Origin of the sequence: Tessaracoccus sp. (genome assembly GCF_016714275.1) — a bacterium.
Lineage (GTDB): Bacteria > Actinomycetota > Actinomycetes > Propionibacteriales > Propionibacteriaceae > Arachnia.
Window position 1 is genome coordinate 1,772,480 of sequence record NZ_JADJNP010000001.1, and the last position, 12,349, is coordinate 1,784,828.

Below are 12,349 nucleotides of genomic sequence, written 5' to 3' on the forward strand. Positions count from 1 at the left end.
CCGCTATCGTTTCGGTCATGAACGTGGCAGGAGCGACCGGTGGACGCCGTCCGGCCGTCACGCTCCACGACGTCGCGAAGGCCGCAGGCGTCTCGGTGGCCACGGCGTCGCACGTCGCCAACGGGCGCACCGACGTGCGCATGTCAGACAAGACCCGGCAGCGGGTGCAGGCCACCATCGACGAGCTCGGCTACCGCTCGAACGCCTTGGCGAAACACCTCGTCAAGGGCAGCTCGCAGTTCATAGGGCTGGTCGCCGACGCCATCGCCACCACCCCGTTCGCGGGACAGATCATCAGCGGCGCCCAGGACGAGGCCTGGCGGCACGGCTTCGTCCTATTGGTCGCCAACACGGACTCCGACACCGCAGTCGAGACCGAGGCCATCGAGATGATGCTGGATCATCGGGTGCGCGGCATCTTGTACTCGACCTGGTTCCACCGTCGGGTCACGGTGCCGAGCGGCCTGCCCATTGCCGATACCGTCCTCGTCAACTGTTACTCCGACGACGATACGGTGCGCTCCGTCGTACCCGACGAGGTGCAGGGCGGGCGGGCGGCCACCGAGATGCTGCTGGCCCAAGGGCATCGCCGGATTGCGATGGTGAACACCGTGACGGAGTCCCCCGCCCGCGTCGGCCGCCTCCAGGGCTACCGACAGGCGCTCGAGGCGTACGACGTGCCCTTCGACCCGACGCTGGTCATCGACGCCGTCTCTGACCAGGAGGGCGGCTACGACGCGTACGACAGGATCCGCGAGTCCGGCGCCTCTGCCGTGTTCTGTCACAACGACCGCGTCGCCATGGGCCTGTACGACGCGGTGCGCGTGCGCGGCCTGAAGATTCCCGGGGACCTCGCCGTGGTCGGTTTCGATAACCAGGAGGTGATCTCCGCGCACCTCCGCCCTCCACTGAGCACCGTCCAGCTACCGCATTACGAGCTCGGCGCCGCCGGAGTCCGCGTGCTGCTCGGGCACGAGAAGCTGGCGGCAGGCGCCACGATGCGGCTCGACTGCCCGGTGGTCGCGCGCGACTCCGTCCGCGCGGTCACCCCCTGAGCCGCACGTCCCTCTTAGTGGATCAGCGCCTTCAGCAGCACGAGGATCAGGCCCAGCCCAGCGGTGACGAGCGCGCCGGCCAGACGGAGCCAGGTTCGTCCGGACCAGCGGGAGACGCCTCGGTACCCGAGTACCGCCAGCAGCACCACGTTGCCCCAGAGCGTCCCCCAGATCGCCCGCTCAGGCGAGATCCATCCCACGGCGCCGGCGCCAAGGATGACGGCGGGCACGAGGGGAGCAACGAGCATCCCCCAGAGGTGCCCCAGCGAGTGCCCGACAGCATGGGCGAGCCGCTCCGCGGCCGAGGCGTCCGGTTCCCTCTCGTCCGCAAGGTGGGAGAGCGCGCCCGCGTAGACATGGGCGAGCCAGAAGACCAGCGCGGTTCCCAGGACCTTCAGGAGCACCGCGCCGGGTTCGGCCTCCGATTTGTTGGCCACGATGACGAGCAGGCCGGAGACGAGCACGACCCCGTACACCGCTGACTCCGACGCCAGCATCGCCCAGACGGGCGACTCTAGATCCCGTGCCTTCGCAGGTACACCACTCATGCGCCCATTGTCGCGTCCCACGAGGGGTCGGCGCGCGTATGCCGCCTGTTCCGGGGGGCGCCGCGGGCACCCTGCTTAAGGGCGCGGATCATTCGCCGAAAGTTGATCTCACGGGTATTTCGGTACCACGAGGGGTGGCCGACATGGCACCGTTGCTACGCGGCTGGCAGGCGCAGCAGACCGTCAACCTCTTCGACCAGGCCGTCCGCCGTGAGCGAGGCGATCGCCCGGTCGCGCTGGTCGGGGTCCGGCCAACCCGCGCACACGGCGTCGGTGGGTAAACAATGGCTCGCCGCGTGCCGCAGGGCCCGGAGGACGGCACCGCGCGCCTGCCGGTCGCTTCCAACGTATGCGGCTTGCTTCCGCCGCCCGTCGCCGGTGTCCGGCCGCCCGGCGGCGTACCAGGCACACAGGTCCACGACGGGGCACCGGCCGCAGCGCGGTTCCCGCGACAGGCACACGGTCGCGCCGAGCTCCATCGCTGCGGCGTTGACCACCGCCGCGGCGCCGGCCTCGTCCGGCAGGAGACGCGACATGGTCGCGAGGTCGCGCCGGGAGGGTGGACCCGGCTGCGAGCGCCCGTCGAGGGCCCGCGCCAGGACCCGTCGGGTGTTCGTGTCGACGACGGGACGCCGCTCACCGTACGCGAAGACCGCGACCGCCCGCGCCGTGTAGTCACCGATCCCCTTGAGCGCCAAGAGGTCATCGACGTCGTGCGGGACGACGCCGCCGTGCCGGTCCCTGATCTCCATGGCCGCCTCGCGAAGCCAGAGCGCGCGGCGCGGGTAGCCGAGGTTGGCCCACTGATGCACCGCCTCGGCGGGTGACGCCGCGGCGAGCGCGGCGGGTGTCGGCCAGCGCTCCAGCCAGGCCTCCAGCATCGGGATCACGCGGTTCACGGGCGTCTGCTGCAGCATGAACTCACTTACGAGTACACCCCAGGCGCCGAACTCGGGATGCCGCCAAGGCAGATCCCGGGCATGGGTTCCGTACCAGTCGACGAGGCGTTGAGCGACGGCCTGCCCGACTCGGTAAGTCATGGGACGACCCTAGCCCGACGCGCCGATGGCGTTCGGACGCCAAGAGAACCGAGACCATGAAGCTGCGGGGTTCAACTTACCAAAACCCGAAGCTCACGATTACCAAAATCCGAGCGGCTTAGCCTCGCGGGCCGCCAAACCGGCTCTCAGAGGCCCAGGGCCTCAAGGGTCGCCTCGTACTCGTCAGTGACCTCTTCGACGTCGCGCTCGCTGTCGGCCCACATGTCCCTCAACCGGGCGCGTACGTCGTCGTCGAGGGCGTCGTAGCGCTCCAGCCACCGCTCGAGGTCCTCGGTCCAGTAGCCGACCACCTTGTAGGCGCTCGACGGCCAGCGAAGTTCGTGGCGCAGATACCTGCGCACGGCCCGAGTGACCTTCGCGGACCCGGCCACCCACACGTACCCCGGGCCGGGTGGGAACTTCGTCGCCCTGACGATGTCCTCCAGCCTGCTGGGCCCGTGACCGTTGCCGCCATGCACCCACACGAGTTCGACGCCCTCGGCCAGCGCGACGGGATGCTCGTGATCGGGGCCAGGGACCTCGATCACCACGCGGGTACGGACGCCGGGCGGGGTCTGTCCCGCGAGGCGGAGCGCGGCTGGCAGACCGGCGGCGTCGGCGACGAGGAGCTGCCACTCGATAGCGGCTCCCGGCGCGTACAGGCCCCGCGGGGTGTTCATGCCGACGACGTGACCCGGCCTCGCGCCCAAGGCCCAGCGTGCCGCGACGCCGCCGTCGTGCACCACGAAGTCGATCGTCACACGGCGGGCCTTCTCATCCCACGCGCGCACCGTGTAGGTGCGCACGACCGCGGGCTCGACGCCGTCGAGAAAGCGCCAGTATCCGTCTTCCGTGGGCTCGGGGAGGGTGGGTTCGACGTGCCCCTCAGCGGGGAGGAAGAGGCGCAGGTACTCGTCCCCCACACCCGTGGAGCGGAAGCCGTCGAGTCCCTCGCCGGCGAAGACGACGCGCACCATTCCGGGCGTGAGCCGATGGACCTCCGCGACCTCGACGCGGTGGACGAGGTTCACGCCCGCCTTGGTCATGGGATTGCAGGTTCTTTCCACACAATGACGGACCTTACCCCGACGGACGGCTCATCAGTTCCACCCGAAGACCATGCAACCGATGCCGAAGAGAATGAGGCCGCCGAAGAGGGCCAAGCTCAGCAGGGCGCTTTCAAGCTCTCGAGGTTCTGGATCATCGAGGTCGGTCTGCTGGGCCGAGGCGAGGTCGGCCGGGGGCTCCTCCATGTCGGTGCTGGGCTGCGTGTCCATGCTCATGTGATCACCTCCAGCCGCTGCAGATCAGTAGCGAGCGCAATAGCGAGGATGATGAAGACGACGGTGATGAACGCGGTGTACAGCCAACGGTGGCGATGGTCGGACTTCCAGAATCGCCGGGCGCTGACGATACCGTTGACGAATGCCAGCACGCACAGCGCCATGCTGATCGGCGTTGCGAGCCATCCGGCGAGACTCGCAATGGGCACCAGCAGAGGGATGGCCAGGTAGGTGATCAGGCACCGCACGCCAGAGACGACCACCGAGATACGGAAGGCCCGATGCGCACCCGCGCCGGAGCGTCGATCCAGCTCCCCGACCCGGAGCAGCCGTCGCATGAACCGGTCCGCAGGGCCATCCGACCGGTACATCGAGGGCGCGAGAGGCTCGGCGACGGACGCGTCGGCCGGAAGACTCATGACGACGAACCGCCCGCTTTTCCATGCAGGTGCCTCCAGAGACGGTAACCGCCCGCCACCGCTGCCAGAACGCCCACGCCACCGATGACGATGCCGATGAACAGGCCCCAGTACATCGGGCTCAGCACCGTCTCGCCGGTGGGGGCTCCCATCATCGAGCCGATGAGGAAGCCGAACAGGGGCGCGATCGCTGCGGTCGCCACGCCGAGCAGGGTCATCCAGAAACCCGGCGGCGCCGGAATCAGCCGGACGGGTCGTCCGGGCGGAGCGGACAGAGCTGTGTCTTCAGTCATCGGGTTCCACCTTCCATGCGATCGTCGACCATCGTCAAGCCAGGTCGCTCGGACGTGGCCTCGAACGAGTTCCTACTCTCCGCGACGGCGGGGCCGGAACTGAAGTTCTCCACGGCCTTCACCAACGGGCCGACGATGTCCATCGGCAGCGGGAAGACGACGGTGGAGTTCTGGTCGGCCCCGAGTTCCAGCAGGGTCTGCAGGTAGCGAAGCTGCAGCGACGCGGGTGCTTCGCTGAGCGTGAGCGCGGCGTCCCGCAGCTCCTTGGACGCCTGCAGCTCGCCGTGGGCGCTGATCACCTTGGCCCGGCGCTCACGTTCAGCCTCGGCCTCACGGGCCATGGCTCGCTGCATCATCTCGGGGATCTCGACGTCCTTGATCTCTACGACGGAGACCTCGACACCCCAGGACTCGGTCTGCCGAGCAATCGACTGGGCGAGATCCTCGTTGAGCTCGGTGCGATGGGCCAGCAGGGTGTCGAGGTCGGCGCGTCCCACGACGGAACGGAGCGTGGTCTGGGCGAACTGCGACGTCGCAACCGCGTGGTTCTCAACGGCCATGACCGATTGCACCGGATCGGCGACCTTGAACATCACAACGGCGTTGACCCGGGCCGTCACGTTGTCGCGCGTGATCACCTCCTGCGGGGGAATCGTGAGCGTCACGATCCGCAGGTCCACCCGTACGATCCTCTCCAAGAACGGCAGCACGAACACGACGCCCGGCCCGAGCGCCCCGCGCAGCCGGCCCAGGCGGAACGCGACCGCCCGCTCGTACTCGCGCACCACACGCACGGAGGCGACCGCCAAGATGACGAGGACCACCCCGATCACGATGACCGCGAGGAGCTGACTAGGCATGCTGTTCGGGTTCCCTTCTATCGGAGGCGTAGGTCGTGCGGCGCCGCACGAGGGCAGCCGCGGCGACCGTCCTCTCCTCGACGTTCTCCTCCAGCGACTTCACCAGCACCCCGTGGGGGTCGGCCGGGGTGTGTCGCAGGTGAGCCCACAAGGGCAGGGAGGCCAACCCGATCACCAGGGCAACGACGAGAAGCAGCAGCTGGCTGCTCCACTGGTCGACGGTGAAGGCGGTGACCAGCGGCCAGAGAACGGCCAACACCGTCACCATGCAGGCGATGCCGCGGTGGAACCGCGCCGATTCCGACGCCGGCCACGTGTCCACTCCGCGACGCAGCTCGCGTCCGTCGTTGGAGGTGGTGCAGGTGTCCTTGACCGGGCAGGAGTTGCACACGCTCGGGCTGCCCCGATAGCGCATGACCCGGTTCTCCGGGTCGAAGGACCGCGGCCACAGCCACTGGTCCTCGGGGCACAACCAGGCGTCGTGGTCTTCGTGGTACCTGAACCCAGGCGTCCGAGTGTCCTCAAGCCTGGTGTGGGCGCGTCGGGCGAAGAGGTCGATTCCGTAGGCGATGAGGACGAGCACGACGCCGTAGCCGGCAGCCAGCCACGCAGCCACCTCGATGCCGGTCATGGCGCGGGTTCCTCCTCCGCGTCACTCCGGCGATCGGACGCGTAGCGGCTGGATGGCCGGCCGTCGCCGGTGCGGTCCTCGCGGGCCTGCCGATGTTCCTCGACGAACAAGGTCTCGGGCTCCATCCGCGTGACGGTTGGCTTGATTCCATACCGGACGCCGAGCCAGGCCAGCCACAGGAACGGCAGGACGCCGACGAGGAAGACCACGTCACCAGGGAGTCGCATCCACTCCAGAACGGCGTTCCCGGGCTGGGCGATGTAGCCGAGGGTGCGGGCCTCGTAGTAGCCCTCGCTCACCGAATACCACAACTGCAGGACGCCGAGTGGCAGCAGCGTCGCGAACACCATCCACGCCAGGCCGAGGTTCAGCGCCCAGAACGAGAACTTGGCCAGGCGGTCCGACCAGCGTTCCGGCGGGATGATGTAGCGCAGCGCGAACAGGGCCAGACCGACGGCGAGCATCCCGTAGACGCCCATCATGGCGCCGTGCGCATGGTTGGCGGTGAGCGCCGTCCCGATCTGGTAGTACGAGACGATCGGCAGGTTGATCAGGAAGCCGAAGACGCCCGCGCCGACGAAGTTCCAGAAGCCGACCGCGACCAGGAACATCACCGCCCACCGGTGCGGGAAGGGCGCGTTGCTGCGGGACTCCTGCCGGGATCCGAGCTGCAGGAACGTCCATGCCTCCACCGTGAGGAAGGTCAGGGGGATGACCTCAAGCGCCGAGAAGAACGCGCCGAGGGCCATGTGCTCGACCGGCGTCCCGGAGAAGTACAGGTGGTGCATCGTGCCGATGACGCCACCGATCGAGTAGAGGATCACGTCGAGGAAGATGATCTGGATCGCGATCTTGCGCCGCACCACGCCGAGCATGACGAAGATGTAGGCGACCATCACCGTGGTGAACAGCTCCAGGAAATCCTCCACCCACAGGTGGACGACCCAGAATCGCCAGAACTCGGCCACGGTGAGATGGGTGCCGTTCGTGGCGAGCAGGCCGACGGCGTAGAACGCCGGGATCGCCAGGCCCGCGTACAGGAACAGCCACGGCATGTTGAACTTGGATTCGGTGCGCAGCCGCGACCGGATCGCGCGGTAGATCATCAGGATCCAGAGGAACAGCCCGACGACAAGAAGAATCTGCCAGAAGCGCGGCAGGTCGAGGTACTCCCACTGCTGGTCGAAGAAGATGGAGCCCTTTGCCCATTCCGGGCCGAAGGTGCTGATCGCGGTGCCCGCCAGGGTCCCGCCGACGACGATGGCCAGCGCCCCGAGCAGGCCGTAGGCCAGCACGTGCTGCCTGCGCGGTTCGCGGCCGGAGATGATCGGGGCGAGGAAGATGGCGGCGGCCAGGAATGCCGCGGCCGTCCAGAACAGGGAGAGCTGGACGTGCCAGGTCCGGGCGAGGTTGTACGGCAGGAGCCGCGCGAGGTCTAGTCCGAAGAAGCTGGACAGGTCGGCGCGGTAGTGCTCGATCGCCGCCCCGAGGGTGGCCTGGATCAGGAACAGCAGGGCGACAACGAGGAAGAACCACGCCGTTGCTCGCTGCGTCTTGGTGATCCCGACCGTCCCGGGCTGGAGGAAGGCGAGCGTTGGGGCTTCGCTGCCGTGCCAGCCGATCGTCTTGCTCCACCTGCCGTAGAGCGCGAAGAGTGCGCCCAAGCCGCCGAGCAGCGCAATCAAGGACATGGCCGACCAGACCAGGATGTCGGCCGTCGGCCGATTGTCGACCCGCGGCTCCGCCGGCCAGTTGTTCGTGTACGAGTAGTCGTGGTCCGGGCGCTCCGCCGCCGCCGCCCAGGCCGTCCAGGCGAAGAAGCTGGTGAGCTCGTGGATCTCCTGTGGGTCGTCGATCACCGACGGCAGGAGTCCGTGTTCAGTGGTGGGGACACCGAAGAACTCCGCGTAGTAGTCGCGCGCCGCCGCGAACGCGTCGATCTGCTCCTGGGTGAACACCAGAGTGCCGGTCGTTTCGTCGTAGCGGTTGGCGCGCATCATCTCGACGACGGCGTCAGCCGAATCTGCCACACCCTGCTCCTGCAGCGCCGCGAGCACGTGCTCGCTCGACATGCGCAGATACTCGGCGGTGAAGTCGGGCCCGAGGTAGGCGCCGTGACCGACGATGGAGCCGTACTGCTGGAGCCCGCGTCGCAGGAAGGTCTCCTGCCCGGCCGTGATGTCGTCACCGGTGAACACCACCTCACCCGTCTGACTCACCACCCGTTGCGGCTGCGGCATGGCGGCGGTATAGGTACGGAACGCCAGGACTCCCATGACGAAGAACCCGAAGATCAGCACAAGGGCGACGCCCTGGACCCATGCCTTCGAGATCGTGATCTCTGCCTTGGAGGGCTGCTGGAGGCCCTTGTCGGTGATACTCACGCCAGATCCACCTTCCGCACCGGAGGGACGACGGCCCGTAGCAAGCCGCGATGCTTGTGTGTTGACCATAGACACTACGGGCAGACGACGGGTATTGCAGCAACTTCTTGGAAAAACTCGTCGACGATGGGGTCATCGACGCGGGCGGCCCCCGTCGACGCTCCGCCCGCACCAACTCAGATCTGGAGGACCGCACGCGCGATCAGGAAGTAGATCACCAGGCCCGTGGCGTCGACGAAGGTCGTGATGAAGGGGTTCGAGAACACCGCGGGGTCGACGCGGATGGCGCGCGCGAGCAGCGGCATGATCCCGCCGATCGTCGCAGCGACCGTACAGACCGCGAGCAGGGTGAGGCCGATCACCAGCCCGATGCGCACGTCGTAGAACAGCGCAGACAGCGCGAACCCGATGGTGCCGAGCAGGACGCCGAGCGAGAAGCCGACGCGCAGCTCCCGCGACAGCACCTTGGCCAGGTCGCGGGGCGTCACGTCGTTCAGCGCGAGGGCGCGGGTCACGGTCGTCGCCGCCTGATTTCCGGTGTTGCCTCCCGTGCCGATCAGTAGCGGCACGAAGAGCGCCAGCACGGTCACCTGGGCCAGCGTGTCCTCGAAGACCGACAGCACCTGAACGGTGAGCGTCGCGCCGACGGCGAGCACCAGCAGCCAGACCACCCGCGACTGCACGAGGGTGCGGATCGGCGTGGAGAGGTACGGCCGGCGCAGCGGCTCGGTGCCGCCCTGACGCGCGGCGTCCTCGCTCTCCTCCTGTTCGAGGATGCGCACCGCGTCGTCGATGGTGAGGATGCCGACCAGCCGCGACTCGCTGTCGACGACGGCCAGCGCCAGCAGGCCCTGCTCCGCGCAGCGCCGGGCCGCGACCTCCTCCTCCGTGTCCGCGGTGGCGACGGGAGCCGCGCGCATGATGTCGCCGACGAGGGTCGTCTCGTCGGCACCGAGCAGGTCGCGCAGGCTGACGACGCCGACGACTCGGCGCTCGCCGTCGAGCACCGGCAGCGTGTAGACGGTCTCGGCGTCGTCGAGGCGCAGACGGACGCGCGCGAGGGTCGCCGCGACCGTCAGGTTCGGGTGGGTGCTGACGTACTCCGGGCTCATCCTGCGACCGATGGAGCCGTGCGGGTAGCCGAGCACGTTGGCGGTCAGCTGCCGCTCGCGGGCGGGCAGGCCGCGGAGCAGCCGCGGCGCCACCGACGCCGGCAGCTCGTCGAGCAGCCACACGCGGTCGTCAGGGTCCATCGCCGCGAAGAGCTCCGCGACCTCCGCGTCCTGGAGGCCGCGCACAAGGTCGCTCTGCAGCGCGGGATCGAGCGCCTCGAAGACCTCCAGCGCGCGCTGCTTCGGCAGGAGGCGGTACATCACCGCACGGTGACGTCCGCTGAGCCGTTCGCAGATGTCGACAAGCTCCGGCGTCGAAAAGGGGGCGATCGTGTCGGCGAGACCGGCGAGGTCGCCGTGGTTGATGTGGCCGACGATGCGGTCGGTGATGTCGGTCAGTTCCTCGATGCGCTGAGTGGTCATGGCGCTGCTCGTTTCGTCAAGGGCACGCGCGCACGACGCCCCCGACGTGGACTCAGGAGGACAGGACGGGACGGCGCGCGGGTGCGGTTTCCGGATGGTGACTCTTGTCGCAACTGTCGCTACTCATCGGACTCACCTCACTCACCGTCGGGCACCTCTTCGGGTGCGGTCTTGTCGGCCTTGGCCACCGGATAGCTTAGCCCGCTCAGGCGCAGGCCGCGACGACGGCGTCGATCACGTCCCGATCGGCGAGCACGCGAAAGTGGCCCATGGCGGCGACGGGGACGTTGGTCGCCCCCTCCAGGCGGGAGCCGCTGGGGATGTGCGGGTCGAAGGCGGGACAGATCGATGTGATGAGGTGGTTCACCTCGGAGCGGGCCGCCAGCTCGACGATGGTCGCGTCGTCGGGCGCCAGCGACCGGACGACGGGGTGCGGCACCAGCCGCGCGAGAACAGAGCCCCCGAAGGGCGTCGCGACGGTGACGACGCCCCGGACGCGATGCCCCTCCTCCCCCAGCAGCAGGCACTTCGCGATGAGCCCGCCCTTGCTGTGCGCGACGAGCAGCACCCCGGTGAGGTCCTTCGCGGACAGGTAGGTGCCGACGAGCGCCGCTGCATCCGCCACCGTCGCTGTGTTGCGCCTCAGATCGGGCAACGTGTGGACCGGGTGCCCGGCCGCGCTCAACGCGTCGGCGATGGAGCGCATCATCGTCCACTCCTCGAGCACGCCCGGGATGAGGACGACGGGCGCGCCTTCGCCTTTCGTGTACGCCTCTGGCACGTCGCGGCGGACGAGTCCGCCGGCCAGCGCGCGGCTCACCCACCAATAGTCGGCAGCCCAGGCCCGCCCTCGTGTGATCGCCGAGAAGACGCGCCGTCTCCGCGAGCCCGGGCGACGGCTACCGGTGGGCATGCTCGTCGATCAGCGCAGCGATGGTGCGCGGGGCCGCGAACATGGTGGCGTGCGGGCCTGGGACGCTGGCGTACCAGCCGTGCCGGAAGGCGTCCGCCAGCTCCTTGCCCCACTCCAGGGGCACGATGGGATCGTCAAGACCGCAGATCACAAGGGTCTTCGCCGCGACGCGAGCGGCGATGTCGTCGAGATCCGTGGCCAGCAGATGGGGCGTCTGCTGGATCATGTACGGGATGCCCGCGCGGAAGAAATAGTCGTAGACGGCCAGGAACGTGACGAGCCCCGGCTCCTTGAGGCCGTTGGCGAGCAGCAGCGGCCCCACCTTCGCCAGCGTCCGCGCCGTCGGGGCGATGACCGGTGCGATCAGCGCGATATGGTCCACCTGGTCCGGGAACCCGGCGGCCAGTTCCGCGACGACCTGCGCCCCCATCGAGTGCCCGACGACGACCGGCCGCTCCAGTTCGTGCTCCTCCAGGTACCGGGCGATCAGCTCCGCGTGGTCGGCGATCGTCAGGTCGCGGCTTGGCCGCGGCGAGCGCCCGTAGCCCGCCATATCGATGAGATGCACGTCGCCGCGCTGGGCGAGCTCGACCGCCGTCGGGCCGTACATGCGGGCCGAAACCCCGATGCCGTGCACGAGCACGAAGTCGGGACCGTCCTTCTCGGGCACCTGACAGGGGAACCGGTAGGCGACGAGAGAGGCATCGCCGTACCCGGAGCGGCTGGTGTGGTACTCGACGTCGCCGATGAACCGCTTGCGGTAGCGCTCCTCGACCCGGGACGAGTGGCGCCGTGAAGACATGCCCTCAGCCTAGTGCCGCGTGTCGCACCACTGGGGTCGTCCTCTTCCCTTGACTCCTGGCCCGTTCCGCGACTAACGTCGCCCCTGGAACTCGAAGTCGAGAAAGGAGGCCCGCAATGATGATGACCATTTTGGTTCGCACAGACGCGATTGTCGTGCGTCGCGGGTTCGTCTCCTTCGGTGCGTTCCCTGTCCTGACACCGGTCAGCTGACCCGATAACGGGATAACTCTGCCCTTTTCCAGGGCACAACTGTGACCTCTTCACGAGTCGCTCGACTCTTCCGCCGGCCCACCGTCGGCATATGACACCTCATCTTCAGCGAAAGCCACATCATGCCTGCCATCACCGTGCAGCTGGATCCGGTCATCACCGACGCCCCGCTGCCGCCCTTGTCCGATCGCGTTCCGCGTACGTCGCTCTTCACCCGAGTCGCGATGCACGTCGCGCTGCGCGTGCTCATCTGGAGCACTCGCCCAGCCTCGACATACGGCGAGGACGCCCACAACATCCACAACGACAACGAACGCGCACAGCGGGAGCTCTCCTGGGAGCTCCGCCACCTGCGCCTTCCCCTGAACTAAAAG

The 12,349-nt window shown here is 68.3% G+C and carries 14 protein-coding genes; 2 read left to right on the forward strand and 12 right to left on the reverse strand.

Features of this window, described 5'->3' with window-relative positions:
- Positions 1-17: 17 nt before the first annotated feature.
- Positions 18-1,055, forward strand: coding sequence for a LacI family DNA-binding transcriptional regulator (locus IPJ61_RS08200; protein ID WP_297105278.1), 1,038 nt, complete (start codon positions 18-20; stop codon positions 1,053-1,055).
- A 14-nt stretch (positions 1,056-1,069) separates the two neighbouring features.
- Here the strand turns inward: IPJ61_RS08200 and IPJ61_RS08205 are convergent, their stop codons facing one another.
- From IPJ61_RS08205 to IPJ61_RS08260, 12 genes are all read right to left on the reverse strand, one after another.
- Entirely contained in the window at positions 1,070-1,603 is a 534-nt protein-coding gene (locus IPJ61_RS08205) for a hypothetical protein (protein WP_297105281.1), read from the reverse strand.
- A gap of 155 nt (positions 1,604-1,758) precedes the next feature.
- On the reverse strand, positions 1,759-2,643 hold the full coding sequence (locus IPJ61_RS08210) for an HhH-GPD family protein (RefSeq protein WP_297105284.1): 885 nt from the start codon (positions 2,641-2,643) through the stop codon (positions 1,759-1,761).
- 146 nt (positions 2,644-2,789) lie between these two features.
- Positions 2,790-3,689, reverse strand: coding sequence for a siderophore-interacting protein (locus IPJ61_RS08215; RefSeq protein ID WP_297105286.1), 900 nt, complete (start codon positions 3,687-3,689; stop codon positions 2,790-2,792).
- A gap of 54 nt (positions 3,690-3,743) precedes the next feature.
- Positions 3,744-3,926: a hypothetical protein gene (locus IPJ61_RS08220; protein ID WP_297105289.1), complete on the reverse strand. Its 183-nt coding sequence runs from the start codon at positions 3,924-3,926 to the stop codon at positions 3,744-3,746.
- Positions 3,923-4,345: a hypothetical protein gene (locus IPJ61_RS08225; protein WP_297105292.1), complete on the reverse strand. Its 423-nt coding sequence runs from the start codon at positions 4,343-4,345 to the stop codon at positions 3,923-3,925. Before IPJ61_RS08225 ends, IPJ61_RS08220 begins: the two co-directional genes overlap by 4 nt.
- Positions 4,342-4,638 carry a hypothetical protein gene (locus IPJ61_RS08230; protein WP_297105294.1) on the reverse strand — a complete coding sequence of 99 codons (297 nt, stop codon included), beginning with the start codon at positions 4,636-4,638 and terminating at the stop codon, positions 4,342-4,344. Before IPJ61_RS08230 ends, IPJ61_RS08225 begins: the two co-directional genes overlap by 4 nt.
- Positions 4,635-5,498 carry an SPFH domain-containing protein gene (locus IPJ61_RS08235; protein WP_297105297.1) on the reverse strand — a complete coding sequence of 288 codons (864 nt, stop codon included), beginning with the start codon at positions 5,496-5,498 and terminating at the stop codon, positions 4,635-4,637. The genes IPJ61_RS08230 and IPJ61_RS08235 overlap by 4 nt, the downstream gene beginning before the upstream one ends.
- A complete protein-coding gene (locus tag IPJ61_RS08240) occupies positions 5,491-6,129 on the reverse strand; it encodes a hypothetical protein (RefSeq protein WP_297105299.1) in 639 nt (212 codons plus the stop codon). The genes IPJ61_RS08235 and IPJ61_RS08240 overlap by 8 nt, the downstream gene beginning before the upstream one ends.
- A complete protein-coding gene (locus tag IPJ61_RS08245; protein WP_459251272.1) occupies positions 6,126-8,507 on the reverse strand; it encodes a nitric-oxide reductase large subunit in 2,382 nt (793 codons plus the stop codon). The genes IPJ61_RS08240 and IPJ61_RS08245 overlap by 4 nt, the downstream gene beginning before the upstream one ends.
- A 182-nt stretch (positions 8,508-8,689) precedes the next feature.
- Complete coding sequence (gene mgtE / locus IPJ61_RS08250) at positions 8,690-10,048, reverse strand: magnesium transporter (RefSeq protein WP_297105302.1); 1,359 nt, start codon at positions 10,046-10,048, stop codon at positions 8,690-8,692.
- 205 nt (positions 10,049-10,253) lie between these two features.
- Entirely contained in the window at positions 10,254-10,868 is a 615-nt protein-coding gene (locus IPJ61_RS08255) for an esterase/lipase family protein (protein ID WP_297105304.1), read from the reverse strand.
- Between the two features lie 79 nt (positions 10,869-10,947).
- Positions 10,948-11,763: an alpha/beta fold hydrolase gene (locus tag IPJ61_RS08260; RefSeq protein WP_297105307.1), complete on the reverse strand. Its 816-nt coding sequence runs from the start codon at positions 11,761-11,763 to the stop codon at positions 10,948-10,950.
- 334 nt (positions 11,764-12,097) lie between these two features.
- Between IPJ61_RS08260 and IPJ61_RS08265 the strand changes: the two genes are divergently transcribed.
- A complete protein-coding gene (locus tag IPJ61_RS08265) occupies positions 12,098-12,346 on the forward strand; it encodes a hypothetical protein (protein WP_297105310.1) in 249 nt (82 codons plus the stop codon).
- The last annotated feature ends 3 nt before the right edge of the window (positions 12,347-12,349 follow it).